This is a genomic window from Pseudomonas sp. NFR09, from assembly GCF_900111535.1.
Classification (GTDB): domain Bacteria; phylum Pseudomonadota; class Gammaproteobacteria; order Pseudomonadales; family Pseudomonadaceae; genus Aquipseudomonas; species Aquipseudomonas extremorientalis.
The window spans coordinates 290,571-306,360 of sequence record NZ_FOIH01000010.1 but is presented as its reverse complement, the minus strand read 5'-3'; the positions used below and the strand labels follow the sequence as shown (position 1 = coordinate 306,360).

The following is a 15,790-nucleotide window of genomic DNA, read 5'->3' as shown; positions in this document are numbered from 1 at the left end:
CATTTGCTGTCAAGTGATTATTTTCAGAAGTTTTCGAAGATTTCTTCAACAACTTCAACCACTTGCGCTTCCGATCTCTCGTTAGCGGGAGGCGAATTCTACAGCGTTACACGCTGCTGTCAACACCTCTTTTTCTCCGCTTTCGACCGAGAAGATCGAAACGTTAATAGAGCCAGACAACACTGCCCTATCAACTGCTTCTGGGCTTCGATGAACTGAAGCAAGTCGCTGTCGAATTCTGCGTAACTCTTTGTTTACCAAGGAGTTTTCCGTTTCGACTGCGCCGGAAGTGGGGCGAATTATAGACTTCCAGAATCTGCCGTCAACCCTTAATTACGTTTTTGTTGCAGAAAGTGGTTTTTTCGCAATAAGCCGTGGGATTCGCCGCATTACGGCCGGTATCCGCAGCACTAACAGGAACGCACCTACAGAAGCATAGATAGCCCACTCTTTGAGGTCCGCTCGCACGATCCACAACATATGCAGCAAACCCAGTCCAAGAACTACATACACCAAGCGATGCAGCTTCTTCCAACGCGCCCCCAACCGACGCTGACTGTAACGATTCGACGTCACCGCCAGAACCAACAGGGAAATAAACCCCAGCGCCCCGACAATAATGTAGGGCCGTTTGCGCAACTCCACCCCCAGCTGCGACCAATCCAGCCCAAGCACAAATACACAATAAGCCGCCAGATGCAGCACAACGTAGGCAAAGCACCACAACCCCAGTTGCCGACGCACCGCTATCCACCCCGCCCAACCGCTGAGCTTCTGCAGCGGCGTCATTGCCAGGGTAATCAGTAACAGAATCAACGTGCCGAGCCCCAGCCGATCCACCAATACCTTGCCCGGATCCGGCCCGAGAGCAGAACTCCACGCTTCATAGAGCCAGAAGAGCGGCCAAATCGCCGCTGCTATAAAGACGCCAACACGCCAGATCGGGTAACGCATCAGTAGTTCTTCCGCAGATCGAGACCGGTATAAAGAGAAGCCACCTCATCCGAGTACCCATTGAACATCTGAGTCTCACGTACATTAGGACTGAACAGCCCACTCGGCAGACGACGCTCCCGCGCCTGAGTCCAACGTGGATGATCGACCGTAGGGTTCACGTTCGCGTAGAAGCCATACTCGTCAGCAGCAATGCTCTGCCACGTGGTTTTCGGCTGCTCACTCACGAGACTGATCCGTACAATCGACTTCACACTCTTGAAGCCGTACTTCCAAGGCACCACCAGGCGCAGCGGCGCACCATTCTGATTGGGCAACTCACGCCCATACATACCCACCGCCAGGATCGCCAGAGGATTCATCGCCTCATCCAGACGCAAGCCCTCCACATAAGGCCAATCGATCAAGCCAAAACTCGAACGCTGCCCCGGCATACTTTTGGGATCCTGGAGGGTTTCAAAACGGATGTATTTGGCCTTCGAGGTCGGCTCAACTTGCTTGAGCAGCGCCGAGATGGGAAAACCGATCCATGGAATAACCATCGACCAGGCCTCTACACAGCGCAGACGGTAGATCCGCTCTTCCAACTGATAGGGCTTGATGAAGTCCTCCAGGGCATAACGGCCTGGCTTGGCAACCTCACCATCAATGACAACGCTCCACGGCTCGGTCTTGAGTGAACCGGCATTCGTGGCCGGGTCCCCCTTACCTGTACCGAACTCATAGAAGTTGTTGTAGTGCGTAGCGTCTTTGAAAGGCGTGATCGCCTCGTCCTTCACCGTGATGGCCTGCCATTTTGTGCCTGGCAGTTTCTCGGTAAACCAGCCAGGCGCCTTGCCCGCTTCAACATCGGCATAACGCGAGGCCTCGTCAGCACTGGCCCAACGCGGCAAGCTACTGGCTGCAATGCCGGCAAGCGCACCACCGAGCAAGCTACGGCGAGAGAAATAGAAGGATTCAGGCGTGACATCCGACTCGTGGCAATCGGACGCTTTGGGTAATTTGATTAACATGGCAACTCCGCAGCATTGGAGGACTGATGCACCAATAGACTGCGGAGTATGGGGGAAATTACATTAAGGCAATGTTTTGTCGCGGCGCAGATGCAGCAGGTATTGAACCGGCCCCGAAGCGGCGTACACCAGGAACGCCAGCAACAGGATGCGCGGTGGATCACTGAACACCACGGCAAATACCAGCACTACCGCCAGAATTGCCACGAAAGGTACACGCCCCTTCAAGTCCAGTTCCTTGAAGCTGTTGTACTTGATGTTGCTGACCATCAGCATGCCGGCAGCGGCCACCATCAAGACCACCAGGAACGACATTTTCGAACCCTGGATGCCGTAATCACTGAAAGCCCAGACGATACCTGCCACCACACCCGCAGCAGCAGGGCTGGCCAGACCGATGAAGTAACGCTTGTCGGCGGTCCCAACCTGGGTGTTGAAGCGCGCCAGGCGCAGGGCAGCACCGGCGACATAGATGAAGGCAACCATCCAGCCAACCTTACCCATATCACCCAACGCCCAGGCAAACGCCAGCAACGCGGGGGCGACACCAAACGCAACCATGTCCGACAGCGAGTCGTACTCGGCACCGAAGGCGCTTTGTGTGTTGGTCATGCGCGCCACACGGCCATCAAGGCCGTCGAGCACCATGGCCACGAAGATTGCGATGGCAGCAAAACCGAAATACTTGCTGGCACTCGCCGCATCACCCGCCGCCAGAGCACTCTGCGCGCTCATGGAATTGATGATGGAATAGAACCCGGCAAACAGGTTCGCCGTGGTGAACAGGTTGGGCAGAAGATAGATGCCACGATGCCGGACCTTGCGACCTTCCGCGTCATGCCCTTCTTCGACATGTTCATCGATCGGCAGCAGGCTTTCGGCGTCAGGAGCCTGGCTTGGCTCTTCGGGACGTTCGCTCATGGACTTTACCTTGCAACGGTGTGAAAAAAGTTCGACAGATACTTGCGGCGAGTGTTCGCCCGCAAACGATGCAGCTTTATACCAGAACCCGCCGCCCAAACGAAAAAACGCGGCCTAGGCCGCGTTTTCCCTTGATACGTACGACTTAGTTCTTGGCTTTGTCGACGATCTTGTTGGCACCGATCCACGGCATCATGGAGCGCAGTTGCTCGCCGATGACTTCGATACCGTGAGCGGCGTTATTACGACGCTTGGCGGTCATCGAAGGGTAGCCGGTAGCACCTTCGCTGATGAACATTTTGGCGTATTCGCCGTCCTGAATACGTTTCAGGGCGTTGCGCATGGCCTGACGGGACTCGGCGTTGATCACTTCCGGGCCAGTCACGTACTCGCCGTATTCGGCGTTGTTGGAGATCGAGTAGTTCATGTTGGCGATACCGCCTTCGTACATGAGGTCAACGATCAGCTTCAGTTCATGCAGGCATTCGAAGTAGGCCATTTCCGGCGCGTAGCCAGCTTCAACCAGGGTTTCGAAACCGGCTTTTACCAACTCGACGGTACCGCCGCACAGTACGGCTTGCTCGCCGAACAGGTCGGTTTCAGTCTCGTCCTTGAAGGTGGTTTCGATGATGCCGGTACGACCGCCACCCACGCCAGCGGCGTAGGACAGTGCCACGTTCTTGGCGTTGCCCGATGCGTCCTGGTAGATCGCGATCAGGTCAGGAATACCGCCGCCCTTGACGAACTCGGAACGTACAGTGTGACCCGGCGCTTTTGGCGCGATCATGATCACGTCCAGGTCGGCGCGTGGCACGACCTGGTTGTAGTGGATCGCGAAGCCGTGGGAGAAGGCCAGGGTGGCGCCCTTCTTGATGTTCGGCTCGATTTCGTTCTTGTACAGCGCGGACTGGAACTCGTCCGGGGTCAGGATCATGACCAGGTCGGCAGCAGCAACAGCGGAAGCGACGTCAGTCACTTTCAGGCCGTGGGCTTCAGCCTTGGCAACAGTGGCCGAGCCTTTGCGCAGGCCAACGGTCACGTCAACGCCGGAATCTTTCAGGTTGCACGCTTGAGCGTGGCCCTGGGAACCGTAGCCGATGATGGCGACTTTCTTGCCCTGGATGATCGACAGGTCACAATCTTTATCGTAATAAACTTTCATGAGGTTCCTCTATATATCCAGGCCGTAAGGCCATTCGCTAATTTGGGTTAGATGCTGAGTACTTTGTCGCCACGGGCAATCCCGGTGACACCACTGCGTACCGTTTCCAGAATCGAGGCCGTCCCGATCGACTGGATGAAGCTGTCCAGCTTGTCGCTTGTACCGGTCAGTTGAACGGTATAAACGCTGGCGCTCACATCGACGATCTGCCCGCGATAGATGTCGGTCGTGCGCTTGATCTCGGCACGTTGGGCACCCGTAGCCTTGACTTTAACCAGCATCAGCTCGCGCTCGATGTGGGCACTCTCCGACAGGTCGACCAGCTTGACCACTTCGATCAGCTTGTTGAGGTTCTTGGTAATCTGCTCGATCACCTCATCGTGGCCCACAGTGGTCAACGTCAGACGCGACAGGGTCGGGTCTTCGGTCGGAGCCACGGTCAGGCTTTCGATGTTGTAGTTACGCTGCGAAAACAGGCCGACAACACGAGACAGAGCGCCGGGTTCGTTCTCCAGAAGCAGGGAGATAATGTGCCGCATGATTAAGTACGCTCCGTCTTGTTCAGCCACATGTCGCGCATAGAGCCGTCCTTGATCTGCATCGGGTAGACGTGCTCGCTGGTATCCACCTGAATATCGATGAATACCAGGCGGTCCTTCATGGCGAACGCCTCTTCCATCTTCGGCTTCAGATCTTTCAAATCAGTGATGCGAATGCCGACGTGGCCATAGGCTTCAACCAATTTTACGAAATCCGGCAACGACTCCATGTAGGAATGGGAGTGACGGCTGTTGTAGCTCATGTCCTGCCATTGACGAACCATGCCCAGCACGCCGTTGTTCAGGCAGACGATCTTCACGGGAAGGCCGTACTGCAGGCACGTCGACAGTTCCTGGATATTCATCTGGATGCTGCCTTCACCGGTGACGCACGCGACGTCGGTGTCTGGGAAGCTCAGTTTCACGCCCATGGCCGCAGGAAAACCAAAGCCCATCGTGCCCAGGCCACCGGAGTTGATCCAGCGGTTAGGCTTGTCGAACTTGTAGTACTGCGCGGCGAACATCTGGTGCTGGCCCACGTCGGAGGTCACAAAGGCGTCGCCCTTGGTCACTTCGCACAGGGTCTCGATCACGGTTTGTGGCTTGATGATGCTGCCGTCACCCTTGTCGTAAGGGAACAGGCCGCGATCACCGCGCCATTCGTCGATCTGCTTCCACCAGCTGGCAACGGATTCCTTGTTCGGCGCCTCGCCGATGTCCTTGAGCGCGGCAACCATTTCGGTCAACACGCTTTCAACAGGACCTACGATCGGCACGTCGGCCTTGATGGTCTTGGAAATGGACGCCGGGTCGATGTCGATATGGATGATCTTGGCATTCGGGCAGAACTTGCTCGCACCGTTGATCACACGGTCATCGAACCGCGCACCCACGGCCAGGATCACGTCGGCATGGTGCATGGTCAGGTTGGCGGTGTAGCTGCCGTGCATGCCGAGCATCCCGACGAACTGACGGTCCGTACCCGGGAAGGCGCCGAGGCCCATCAGGGTGTTGGTGACCGGCAGGTTGAGCAGCTTGGCCAGTTCGGTCAGCTGTGCAGAACCGCCGCCCAGGATCACACCACCACCGGAGTACAGCACTGGGCGCTTGGCCGCCAACAGCATTTCTGCCGCCTTGCGGATTTGCCCCGAGTGCCCGCGGACCGCCGGGCTGTAGGAGCGCAGCTTGGCTTTCTTCGGGAAGATGTATTCGAATTTTTCGGCCGGGTTGGTCATGTCCTTGGGGATATCGACCACCACAGGACCCGGACGACCGGACTGTGCGAGGTAGAAGGCCTTTTTCATGACTTCCGGGATTTCCGAAGGATGCTTGATCATGAAGCTGTGTTTCACGATCGGCCGGGAGATACCGATCATGTCGGTTTCCTGGAATGCATCGGTCCCCACCATGGTGCTGGGCACCTGGCCGGAAATGACCACCATCGGGATAGAGTCCATATACGCAGTCGCGATGCCGGTGATGGCATTGGTTGCGCCAGGGCCGGACGTTACCAGTACCACGCCGGCTTTACCGGTGGCACGGGCATAACCGTCAGCCATATGGGTCGCGGCCTGTTCGTGGCGAACCAGGATGTGGGTAACAGCCGGTTCCTTGAACAGTGCGTCGTAAACATGCAGCAGAGCACCACCTGGGTACCCGTAGATATAGTCGACGCCTTCGTCACGCAAAAAGCGGACGAGCATCTCACCGCCAGATAAAAGCTCCACGTTGTTCACCTCTAAAACGCCAGAATACCGTCCGTTGAAAACCGACGGGTCTTAATAGGTTTACTTCTCAACAGAGCATGAGCGACGGTGGTCGCCGACTACGTCAGCACTGACTGAGCAAGTATTGGGATCGTCCCAAGTGTTGCGGGCTTTTCCCACCCAGCGCGAGGTAACGCGTTGCGGGTGTAACAGGTCGGCGCGGATGTGCGCCTCATGATCTGCTGAGCGGGCCTGCTTCTGGCAGTCCCGATACAGCGGACTTTGGATTCTTCTGTTTCAGGCCCTTCAAGTCAAGCAATAATTGCGCTTTTTTCCAACTAAGCGCATGAGAACGTAGAAGAAAGGGCTTTGAGGAGGGATAAAACTCGCCTGAATGTCGTCAAGCGGTAGAAATATGCGCAAGACTGCCGAAAAAGCCGGCAGTCAGGCAATTAACGAGCGTCGACGATCAGTTGATCGAACTTTTTCAGCGCATTGCGTAAGCCAAGGCTTTCCAGCGGGCGATCGGCGTAAACCATCTCGGCCATTTCCAGAATGCCCGACGCATTGGGCAGCGGCAGGTCCTGTTCGAGGATCTGCTTCATGCGTACCAGGAATATCCATTGCAGCCACTGGTGAAAGTCCAGAGTGTCCACCGAAAAGGGTTCGACACTGCTGAGCGCCTCGACGCTGGGGGACACCTCGTCCCACCAGCCCTGGACACGCAACTCTCGCTCGATCAGCAATAACTGTTCGGCAATCGCGGGAAACCGTGCATCCATCAGAGACTGACCTTGGCTTTCTGGCGCGCCTGGGCGGCACCGGCGGCGTCGCCTTGTGCGGCGCGCGCGTCACCAATCAAGGCCCACAGGCTGGCTTGCAGGTCGGGACGACCATTGGCCAAGGTCAGGCCACGACGCGCGAATTGCTCGGCCTGCGGCGCATCGCCCTGGGCCATGCGCACCTGGGCCAGGCGATACAGCACTTGCGGTTCACGCGGCGCAACGCGCTGGGCGCGCTCGAGACTCGACGACGCACCATTCAGGTCGCCACTCGCCTGCTGCTGCTGTGCAGTGGTCAGCAAGGCCAGTACCGGGCCATCCAATTGCTCGTCAGCCGACAGGCCGCCGGCGCTGGAGGACGATGGAATGCCGCTCGGGGTGGATGGCATGTTGTAGGTGCCCTGGTTGATCGGGGCCGTCTGAATCGGGGTCGCGTCAATCGGACCGGAGGTGCTTGGCCCCGGGGTCCACGGCTCGGCGCTGATCGGCGCCGACGTCGCTGCGCCACCACCCGGCACCATCACCACCACACCTGAATCCTGCGGCACAGCTTGCGGCTTGGCCTGGGCGGGACGGTTGGTCACGGTCTGGCGGAACCCGCCGTTGGCCGAGATCCGGTCGTTATTGGACACGGTCGTGCTCGAGTCCACCACGGGAATGGAGCCGCGCTGCACGCTGGCGCAACCATTGAGCAAAGCCAGAGCTGTAATAGCTGGAATCCACCACTTGTTCACTTGAAACCCTCTTTGCTTAATTCATCCAGCCCTTGACCCAATCCATCACCGATTCCGCGTCAGCAGGGGCACTGCCACCGCATGCGGCGCCGGGTGGCGGTTCGCTGCCGCGAATATACGGCATCTGCACCGCGCCCGGACAGTTGGCATCGGACCCCTGCCCGGTGTGCGGATCGATCCAGGCCTGCACGATGTTGTCCGGCTGCGGCATGTTCAACGGCAGCGGGTCGGCCTTGCGCATGAAACTGGTCCAGACCTGCAGCGCACCGGTGGCACCGGTGAACGGTGTCTTGCCGTTGTCGTCACGCCCCATCCAAACCACCGCCAGCACATCCTGGCCAAAACCCGCAAACCAACTGTCGCGCGAATCGTTACTAGTACCGGTCTTACCCGCCAGGGTCAGGTTGGACGGCAGCACCTTATAGACCGAACTACCAGTACCCTCACGCATCACACGCTGCATGGCGTTCTGGATCAAGTAGATGGAGCCCGCATCGAAACGCTGCTGGATCTGGAACGGATAACGCTTGAGCGGCTCGCCTTCAGCCGTCAGCACGCTTCGGATCCCGCGCATCGGCGTATTGAAACCACCGTTGGCCAGGGTCTGGTACATAGTCGCGACTTCCATTGGGGTCATTGCGCCGGCACCCAGCAGGATCGATGGAAATGCCGGGAACTCACGCGTAATGCCCAGTCGCGCGAGGGTCTTCAGGACATTCGGTACGCCCACTTCGAGGCCGAGACGCGAAGTGGAGATGTTGTAGGAGTGCGCCAACCCTTGGTACAGGAACACTGTCCCATGAGAACGGCGATCGAAGTTCTGTGGCGTCCACACCTGCCCGTCAGCGCCTTTTACTGACAGCGGGTCGTCAGACAGCCAACTGGTCAGGGTGTACTTGCTCGGTTTTTCCAGGGCCGTGAGGTAGACCGCCGGCTTGACCAACGAACCAATCGGTCGCACGGCATCCAGGGCGCGGTTGAAACCGGCGAAGCTGGCCAGGCGGCTGCCGACCAGGGCCTGGACCTCACCGGTTTCCGGGTTGGTCACGACCATGGCCGCTTCGACTTCATCCGCGCCTTTGCGGCCGGTCATTCGCTTGAACGTGTCATTGACCGACGCTTCGGCTTTCATCTGCAGGATCGGATCGAAACTGGTGAAGATCCGCAGGCCTTCTTCGGTCAAGTCTTCGTCACGGTAGTCTTCACGCAACTGGCGCTTGACCAGGTCGATAAAGCCCGGAAAGGAGCTGTCTGCCAACTTGCCGCGGGTGGTGACACCCAGTGGCATTTTCTTCGCGGCGGCAACTTGTTCGGCGGTGGCAACACCTTGCTGCTCTAGAACATCCAGCACCAGGTTGCGACGCTCCAGCGCACGCTCGGGGTTGCGACGCGGGTTGTAGTAGGAAGGCCCCTTGACCATGCCCACCAGCAACGCAACCTGGTGCAGCTTCAGTTCGGACAGCGGCTGGCCAAAGAAGAATTGGCTGGCCAGACCGAAACCATGCACCGCGCGCTGACCGTCCTGGCCGACGAATACTTCGTTGAGGTACGCCTCGAGGATTTCCTGCTTGCTGTAATGCAACTCCAACAGCATCGCCATCATGGCTTCGGTGAGCTTGCGGGTCAGGCTGCGTTCGTTGGTCAGGTAGAAGTTCTTGACCAATTGTTGCGTCAGCGTACTGCCGCCCTGGGTCATCTTGCCGCCGGACGTATTCACCCAGACTGCGCGGGCGATCGACTTCGGCGAGACCCCCCAGTGATGGTAAAAATCACGGTCTTCAACGGCTACCAGGGTTTCCAGCAGGTAAGGCGGCACCTGATCAAGTTTGATCAGGATGCGATCTTCAAGGTTCTTCGGGTAAATGCCGCCGATCATCAGCGGCTCCAGGCGAACCACAGGCAGCTTCGAGCCATTGAGGGACGACAACTCGGCGACGTAATCGCCGGAGAAACGCACACGCACCGGCTGGGCTTTTTCCAGGCCTTCATAGAATTGGAAGCCACGGGTGTTCAGGTCGACGGTATTTCCGCTGACAGCCGCTGCACCCGGACCGTTGCTCACGGGCTCACGACGATAGCCCAAGGCGTCGAGTTCGGTCAGGAAGTCATCCTTGCTCAGCTTCTGGCCTGCGAACAATTCCAGCGGGCGCGCGTACACCTTGGCCGGAATGGTCCAGCGCTTGCCGGAGAACTTCTCCTGCACCACAGCGTCGAGGTAGACCGCAAAGCCGGCAAGTACCACAAGGCCTACCAGGCCAAGCTTGAGCGCCCAGCCAAGCCAGGGGCGCAGGCCACGGGAAGGAGGTTTTTTACGGGAACGGGGAGATCGGGTTCGAGTCATGGCGGCGGATTATACGCACTTTATTGATGATCAACATGAGCCGGACAGCGGTTTGCACAAGCGGTCGCAGCAGCCATAATGCCCGCCATGTTTTTCCCCAGACTCTGAAGGATCGCCCGTGAGCCAGTCCCTGATCGCTGCCCTGCAAAATCCGGCTTTATATCCCCATCCGGTTAAAGCGTTCCAAGTCATCGAGACCCATATTTCCTGGGTCGTACTGACCGGTCCTTACGCCTATAAGCTGAAAAAGCCGATGAACTTCGGATTTCTGGATTTTACCGACCTGGACAAGCGCGGCCACTTCTGTAACGAAGAGCTGCGCCTCAATCAGCGTCTGACCGAAGATTTGTATCTTGAAGTGTTGCCGATCACCGGCACAGCCGAAGCCCCGCAGTTGGGTGGCGATGGCCCGGTGATCGAATACGCACTGAAAATGCGCCAGTTTCCGCAGAGCCAACTACTCAGCACCCTGCAAGCCAACGGCGAATTGACCAGCGCACACATCGATGAGATGGCCAAGCAGATCGCGCACTTCCACCTCTGCGCACCGAAAGTGCCGCAGGAACACCCGGCCGGCACGCCGGATGAGGTAATGGCGCCGGTTCGCCAGAACTTCGACCAGATCCGTCCATTCCTCAGCGACAAGACTGACCTGACCCAGCTGGAAGCCCTGCAGGCCTGGGCCGAAAGCAGCTTCGAGCGTCTCAAGCCACTGTTTTCCCAGCGCAAGCTGGACGGCTTCACCCGCGAATGCCACGGTGATATTCACCTGGGTAATGCAACGTTGATCGACGGCCACGTGGTGATCTTCGATTGCATCGAATTCAACGAGCCCTTCCGTTTCACCGATGTGTACGCCGATACCGGCTTCCTGGCCATGGACCTGGAAGACCGTGGACTCAAGTCCCTGGCACGCCGCTTCATCAGCCAGTATCTGGAATTGACCGGTGACTATCAGGGCCTGGAAGTGCTGAACTTCTACAAAGCCTATCGCGCCCTGGTCCGCGCCAAGATCGCGCTGTTCAGCATGCCGAGCGAAGCCAGCCCGGTGCAGCGCGCCACGACTCTGCGCCAATACCGCAACTATGCCAACCTGGCGGAAAGCTACAGCACCATTCCATCGCGCTTCCTGGCCATTACCCACGGCGTTTCGGCTGTCGGTAAAAGCCATGTGGCCATGCGCCTGGTGGAGGCACTGGGTGCCGTGCGCCTGCGCTCGGACGTGGAGCGCAAGCGCCTGTTTGGCGAGCAGCACGTGGAAAACACACCACAGGCCGGTATCTATGCGGCCGACGCCAGTGCTGCGACCTACGCACGCCTGAATGAAATCGCCGATACCGTGCTGCGCGCCGGCTACCCGGTCGTGCTGGATGCGACCTTCCTGAAACGTGAACAACGCGATGCGGCCGCCACTGTTGCCGAAGCCACGGGTGCGCCTTTCCTGATTCTGGATTGCAACGCCCCACAAGCAGTTATCGCCAGTTGGCTGGCGCAACGTCAGGAGGACAACAACGACCCTTCCGACGCGACACTGACTGTTATCAAAGAACAGCAAGCCAATCGCGAGCCACTCACCGCCGAGGAGTTGCTCCTCAGCAAGCGCGTCGAGACCAATGAAAGCGGGACCCTCGATGCACTGGTGGCGCATATCCGCCAGCGCCTGCCGGGCCTGTAAGAAAAATTTCTTGGTCGTGTCGCCTACTTGGGCCACGCGACCAAGCAATGGTGGCACTATAATGGCGCCATAAATCCAACGGGAGTTGCCGTCATGAGTCAGCCCAAGCTTCTTGATACGCCGCTTTACTCGCTCCTGCATAAAGACGATGTGCGAGGCTTCAACCGGGAACGTCCAAAAGACGGTGCCATCGACATGCGCGGTGGCGACTTCCGTGGGCTGGATCTGCGCGAACTGAACACGGCAGGCGTGGACTTTACCGACGCCTATTTCCGATCTGCCGATTTACGCGGGCTGGACCTGCGCGACTGCCCGCTGGAGGGCGCCAGCCTGGCCCACGCGCAGATTTCCGGCACATACTTCCCGCCCGAACTGAGCGCTGACGAGATTCTCATGTCGGTCAATTTCGGCACACGCCTGCGCTATCGCACTCGCTGAAACCCTCTGCTTCCGCCCCGGTTTCGCGCAGGCGTGCCGGGGACTTCCCGCCTGCCTGACCTGGTCATGCTTATACGTCTTTAGGCCGTTTCCGACTAAAGAACTACGCTTTTCCTACTGAGCGCTACACTTCTGTTCAGGCTTGCCTGGTCACATACCCACCGCACCATTCGGCCGTCGCAAGGAGGCTTGATGAACGATGAGCTGCAACACCTGAAAAACCTTGGCAAGACATCAGCACAGTGGCTGCATGCGGTGGGCATCCACAGCGCGTCCGACTTGCGTCGCCTGGGTGCGGTTGATGCCTACCGGGCCGTGCGAACGCGCGGGTTTCGTGCATCGAAAGTGCTGCTGTATGCCATCGAAGGGGCATTGATGGACGTGCACTGGAATGACATTCCTGCCGAGCGCAAGGAAGCGCTGAACCGTCAACTCGACGCTCTTTCAACGCGCCAAAAGAATTAGATCGACTATCAGGCCCCCCTGTTTATAGACATTCCGAACGGGCGTTTGAGAAAACCCCAAGACACCGAGAAAACAAAGGTTGACTCTCAAATGAGAATCGTTATGATTATCACAACTGGTCGCGAGATCAGCCGATAACTGAAAGACCATTGGTTCGGACTCTCAGATTATCTCCTCATCAGGCTAATCACGGTTATTTGACCCGGCTTTTGCCGGGTCTTTTTTTGCCTATGGAAAAGTCGAATTCAGCGCGCAATGATCAGAGGATGCCCACGCTCGGGATGAGCCTGCACAAGCACATCCAGACCAAAAACAGCTTTCAGGGGCTCAGGCTGCATCACTTGCGCCGGCGTATCCAAGGCATGCGGACGCCCCGCCTCCAGCAACAGAATACGGTCACAGTAACGGGCTGCGAGGTTCAAGTCATGAAGGATCACCAGCACCGCCGCCCCACGATCGGCGAAGGTACGAATGGCCTGCAAGGTCGTGTGTTGATGCAAAGGATCCAGCATTGACGTCGGCTCATCCAATAACAACGTCTGCCCCGCTTCACCTGGCCATAATTGTGCAAGCACGCGCGCCAGGTGCACCCGCTGGCGCTCGCCACCGGACAACGCCAGGTAGCTGCGACCGCTCAAGTGCCCGACGTCAGCCGCCTGCAAGGCCGCCTCGATGATCTCGTCATCGCGCACGCGCCCGGTCTGATGAGGCAAGCGGCCCATGCCGACAACCTCTTCGACACGGAAAGCGAAGTCCAACGTCGAGCTTTGCGGCAATACCGCCAGGCGCTGTGCTCGTCGTGCCCCACTCCACGCCTGCAAAGGACGTTGATCCAGGCACACTGTGCCTTGGTCGGGATGCAACTCGCCGCACAACGCACCGAGCAGCGTACTTTTGCCTGCACCATTGGGCCCCAACACGCCGAGCACTTCACCCGGCAACAGGTCGAGTGTGATATCCGCCAATACGGTTTTGCGCCCGCGACGGATGTGCAGGTCTTCCACACGAAGCATCAGGCACGCCCCCGCAACAACAGGAAAAGAAAGAACGGCGCACCGATAAACGCTGTAACGATACCGATCGGCAACTCAGCCGGTGCCAAGGCAAGCCGTGCGACCAGATCGGCAAACAACAAAAGGCTCGCACCCGCGAAGACCGATGCCGGTAACAGCACACGATGATCCGGCCCCGCCAACAAGCGCACCAGATGCGGCACCACCAGCCCCACGAAACCGATCATGCCCGCTGCGGCAACCGCCGCCCCCACGCCCAGCGCCGTGCACAACACCAATTCGCGCTTGAGCCGTTCCACATCGATGCCGAGATGACTGGCCTCCGACTCACCGAGCAACAGGGCATTCAACGCCTTGGCCCGGCGCGGCAACCACAGCGCCACACCCGCGCTCACGAGCAACAGCGGCCATAACCGCGAATAGCTGGCGCCGTTGAGACTGCCCAGGTTCCAAAATGTCAGGGTGCGCAAGGTGGCGTCGTCGGCCAGATAGGTGAACAGGCCCACCGCCGAACCGGCGAGAGCCGTAAGGGCAATGCCCGCGAGCAGCATCGTCGCGACGTTGGTCTGGCCGTTGCGCCGCCCCAAGCGATATACCAGTGCCGTCACACCCAGCCCTCCCAGGAATGCGCAAAGTGACAACAGGTAAGGTCCAACTGCATCCGGCAAACCACCGAAAAACGAACCGCCGACAATCGCCACCGCCGCCCCCAGCGCAGCACCGCTGGAGACCCCGACCAAACCCGGATCCGCCAGAGGATTGCGGAACAACCCCTGCATCGCCACCCCCGACAAGGCCAATACCCCGCCGACAGCCAAGCCCAGCAGCGTGCGTGGCAAACGGATCTGCCCCAGGATCAGCTCAGCCTGCTCCAGCCCTTGGGGCTCAATCGGCAGCCCCATCAAGCGCAAGGCGGCTTTGAGCGTATCCAACAGAGGCAAGCTGACTGGCCCCAGCGCCAGCGAAAGCCAGATCGCCAAGACACACAACAACGCCAACCCAACAAACAGCGTTTTCGGTTTTACCGGAGTGGTCATGGGGCTGGTTTGGCCTGGGACGGGTAAAACCCGGCAGACAGGTCCGCGAGGCTTTGCGGCATACGCGGCCCAAGTCCGCCGACCAACAGGGTGGGATCGACCTCAAACACTCGCCCGCTCTTGGCCGCCGGCGTGGACGCCAGGATCGGGTTTTCCTTGAACAGTGCCGCACGCGCTGCGTCTGCGGTCAAGGCACGGTCAGCAAACACCAGTACATCCGGGCTCAAGCCCGCCAACGACTCCACCGAAAACGGCTTGTAACCTTCATGGACCGCCAGATTGCGCCCGCCCGCCTGTTGCAACATCCAGTCGGCCGCCGTGTCTTTGCCCGCGATCAGCGGCTTGCCGCCTGCATGCCCGAGCAACAACAACACGCCTGGCGCCTTTTGCGTGGACTGGGCCTTGGTCACCCAGCGTTTCTGCTGATCCAGCGCCTGCTCATATCCGGTAAACAATTCGGTGGCCTTGGCCTCGCTGCCCAGCAACTTACCCAGGTGTTGAAGATTGCCTTTCAACGTTGGCAGGTCCGGCTGCGCCGAGAACATTTCCACCTGCACGCCTGCACTGCGAATCTGCGCCAGCACCGGCGGCGGCCCCATTTCTTCGGTGCCGACCAGCACCTGCGGGCGCAGACTTAAAATGCCTTCCGCCGACAATTGCCGCTGATAACCAATGCTCGGCAACGCCTTGAGGGACTCGGGATGCTGGCTGGTAGTGTCCACCCCGACCAGTTTCGACTCGCCGCCCAGGGCCGTCACCCATTCCGACAGCGCCCCACCGGCACTCACCCAGCGTTGTGGCAGTTCAGAGGCTTGCGCCCCGTGGTTGACCAGCAGTCCGACAACGAGCGCAATAGCGCTGGTACTCAGTCGCATAACAGGGTTTCCTTCCAAGGGCAGGGCCGCTCAAGCACTCATTGATGTGACAGCAAACGCCCGTCTGGCATCGTATTGAGCGCCCGGTCAGCTGACGGGCGAGCCGGCATTTGATAATTGTTTGCATTTGAACGT

Annotated in this window: 15 protein-coding genes; 3 read left to right on the top strand and 12 right to left on the bottom strand. The window is 58.8% G+C overall.

Going from position 1 to position 15,790, the window contains the following annotated elements; translation table 11 throughout:
• Window positions 1–333: 333 nt before the first annotated feature.
• The 9 genes from msrQ to mrcB form a co-directional block, all read right to left on the bottom strand.
• On the bottom strand, window positions 334–954 hold the full coding sequence (gene msrQ / locus BMX59_RS22840) for a protein-methionine-sulfoxide reductase heme-binding subunit MsrQ (RefSeq protein ID WP_093126014.1): 621 nt from the start codon (window positions 952–954) through the stop codon (window positions 334–336).
• The gene (msrP, locus tag BMX59_RS22835; protein ID WP_093126009.1) at window positions 954–1,967 is read right to left on the bottom strand and encodes a protein-methionine-sulfoxide reductase catalytic subunit MsrP; all 1,014 of its coding nucleotides are present in this window, start codon (window positions 1,965–1,967) and stop codon (window positions 954–956) included. Before msrP ends, msrQ begins: the two co-directional genes overlap by 1 nt.
• Window positions 1,968–2,030: 63 nt before the next feature.
• Window positions 2,031–2,888 carry a CDP-diacylglycerol--serine O-phosphatidyltransferase gene (gene pssA / locus BMX59_RS22830; RefSeq protein ID WP_093126005.1) on the bottom strand — a complete coding sequence of 286 codons (858 nt, stop codon included), beginning with the start codon at window positions 2,886–2,888 and terminating at the stop codon, window positions 2,031–2,033.
• A 145-nt stretch (window positions 2,889–3,033) separates the two neighbouring features.
• Window positions 3,034–4,050: a ketol-acid reductoisomerase gene (gene ilvC, locus BMX59_RS22825; RefSeq protein WP_003176099.1), complete on the bottom strand. Its 1,017-nt coding sequence runs from the start codon at window positions 4,048–4,050 to the stop codon at window positions 3,034–3,036.
• A 47-nt stretch (window positions 4,051–4,097) separates the two neighbouring features.
• Entirely contained in the window at window positions 4,098–4,589 is a 492-nt protein-coding gene (ilvN, locus tag BMX59_RS22820; RefSeq protein ID WP_003176102.1) for an acetolactate synthase small subunit, read from the bottom strand.
• Between the two features lie 2 nt (window positions 4,590–4,591).
• Window positions 4,592–6,316 (bottom strand): acetolactate synthase 3 large subunit, encoded by a 1,725-nt coding sequence (locus BMX59_RS22815; RefSeq protein ID WP_071490031.1) that lies wholly within the window; start codon window positions 6,314–6,316, stop codon window positions 4,592–4,594.
• Between the two features lie 431 nt (window positions 6,317–6,747).
• Entirely contained in the window at window positions 6,748–7,077 is a 330-nt protein-coding gene (locus tag BMX59_RS22810; RefSeq protein WP_071490023.1) for a YqcC family protein, read from the bottom strand.
• The gene (locus BMX59_RS22805) at window positions 7,077–7,811 is read right to left on the bottom strand and encodes a tetratricopeptide repeat protein (protein WP_093126001.1); all 735 of its coding nucleotides are present in this window, start codon (window positions 7,809–7,811) and stop codon (window positions 7,077–7,079) included. The genes BMX59_RS22810 and BMX59_RS22805 overlap by 1 nt, the downstream gene beginning before the upstream one ends.
• 16 nt (window positions 7,812–7,827) lie before the next feature.
• Complete coding sequence (gene mrcB, locus BMX59_RS22800; protein WP_071490021.1) at window positions 7,828–10,152, bottom strand: penicillin-binding protein 1B; 2,325 nt, start codon at window positions 10,150–10,152, stop codon at window positions 7,828–7,830.
• A 118-nt stretch (window positions 10,153–10,270) separates the two neighbouring features.
• On the opposite strand from mrcB, the gene BMX59_RS22795 reads away from it, so the two are divergent.
• The 3 genes from BMX59_RS22795 to BMX59_RS22785 all read left to right on the top strand — a co-directional run bounded on the left by BMX59_RS22795 (window position 10,271) and on the right by BMX59_RS22785 (window position 12,730).
• Window positions 10,271–11,827 carry a bifunctional aminoglycoside phosphotransferase/ATP-binding protein gene (locus BMX59_RS22795; protein WP_093125998.1) on the top strand — a complete coding sequence of 519 codons (1,557 nt, stop codon included), beginning with the start codon at window positions 10,271–10,273 and terminating at the stop codon, window positions 11,825–11,827.
• A 93-nt stretch (window positions 11,828–11,920) separates the two neighbouring features.
• Entirely contained in the window at window positions 11,921–12,265 is a 345-nt protein-coding gene (locus BMX59_RS22790) for a pentapeptide repeat-containing protein (protein ID WP_071490019.1), read from the top strand.
• 192 nt (window positions 12,266–12,457) lie between these two features.
• A complete protein-coding gene (locus BMX59_RS22785) occupies window positions 12,458–12,730 on the top strand; it encodes a TfoX/Sxy family protein (protein WP_092248424.1) in 273 nt (90 codons plus the stop codon).
• A 245-nt stretch (window positions 12,731–12,975) separates the two neighbouring features.
• Here BMX59_RS22785 and BMX59_RS22780 read toward each other — a convergent pair whose 3' ends face one another.
• The 3 genes from BMX59_RS22780 to BMX59_RS22770 are packed head-to-tail and all read right to left on the bottom strand — an operon-like array spanning window position 12,976 to window position 15,655.
• The gene (locus tag BMX59_RS22780) at window positions 12,976–13,743 is read right to left on the bottom strand and encodes a heme ABC transporter ATP-binding protein (RefSeq protein ID WP_093125991.1); all 768 of its coding nucleotides are present in this window, start codon (window positions 13,741–13,743) and stop codon (window positions 12,976–12,978) included.
• Window positions 13,743–14,780 carry a FecCD family ABC transporter permease gene (locus tag BMX59_RS22775; protein WP_071490016.1) on the bottom strand — a complete coding sequence of 346 codons (1,038 nt, stop codon included), beginning with the start codon at window positions 14,778–14,780 and terminating at the stop codon, window positions 13,743–13,745. The genes BMX59_RS22780 and BMX59_RS22775 overlap by 1 nt, the downstream gene beginning before the upstream one ends.
• Window positions 14,777–15,655: a heme/hemin ABC transporter substrate-binding protein gene (locus tag BMX59_RS22770; protein WP_093125988.1), complete on the bottom strand. Its 879-nt coding sequence runs from the start codon at window positions 15,653–15,655 to the stop codon at window positions 14,777–14,779. The genes BMX59_RS22775 and BMX59_RS22770 overlap by 4 nt, the downstream gene beginning before the upstream one ends.
• Between the last annotated feature and the right edge of the window lie 135 nt (window positions 15,656–15,790).

What these genes read in the sequence shown, in the direction of transcription:
- msrQ (WP_093126014.1), bottom strand. Translation starts at nt 954, where the DNA reads ATGCGTTACCCGATCTGGCGTGTTGGCGTCTTTATAGCAGCGGCGATT.
- msrP (WP_093126009.1), bottom strand. Translation starts at nt 1,967, where the DNA reads ATGTTAATCAAATTACCCAAAGCGTCCGATTGCCACGAGTCGGATGTC.
- pssA (WP_093126005.1), bottom strand. Translation starts at nt 2,888, where the DNA reads ATGAGCGAACGTCCCGAAGAGCCAAGCCAGGCTCCTGACGCCGAAAGC.
- ilvC (WP_003176099.1), bottom strand. Translation starts at nt 4,050, where the DNA reads ATGAAAGTTTATTACGATAAAGATTGTGACCTGTCGATCATCCAGGGC.
- ilvN (WP_003176102.1), bottom strand. Translation starts at nt 4,589, where the DNA reads ATGCGGCACATTATCTCCCTGCTTCTGGAGAACGAACCCGGCGCTCTG.
- BMX59_RS22810 (WP_071490023.1), bottom strand. Translation starts at nt 7,077, where the DNA reads ATGGATGCACGGTTTCCCGCGATTGCCGAACAGTTATTGCTGATCGAG.
- mrcB (WP_071490021.1), bottom strand. Translation starts at nt 10,152, where the DNA reads ATGACTCGAACCCGATCTCCCCGTTCCCGTAAAAAACCTCCTTCCCGT.
- BMX59_RS22790 (WP_071490019.1), top strand. Translation starts at nt 11,921, where the DNA reads ATGAGTCAGCCCAAGCTTCTTGATACGCCGCTTTACTCGCTCCTGCAT.
- BMX59_RS22785 (WP_092248424.1), top strand. Translation starts at nt 12,458, where the DNA reads ATGAACGATGAGCTGCAACACCTGAAAAACCTTGGCAAGACATCAGCA.
- BMX59_RS22780 (WP_093125991.1), bottom strand. Translation starts at nt 13,743, where the DNA reads ATGCTTCGTGTGGAAGACCTGCACATCCGTCGCGGGCGCAAAACCGTA.
- BMX59_RS22775 (WP_071490016.1), bottom strand. Translation starts at nt 14,780, where the DNA reads ATGACCACTCCGGTAAAACCGAAAACGCTGTTTGTTGGGTTGGCGTTG.
- BMX59_RS22770 (WP_093125988.1), bottom strand. Translation starts at nt 15,655, where the DNA reads ATGCGACTGAGTACCAGCGCTATTGCGCTCGTTGTCGGACTGCTGGTC.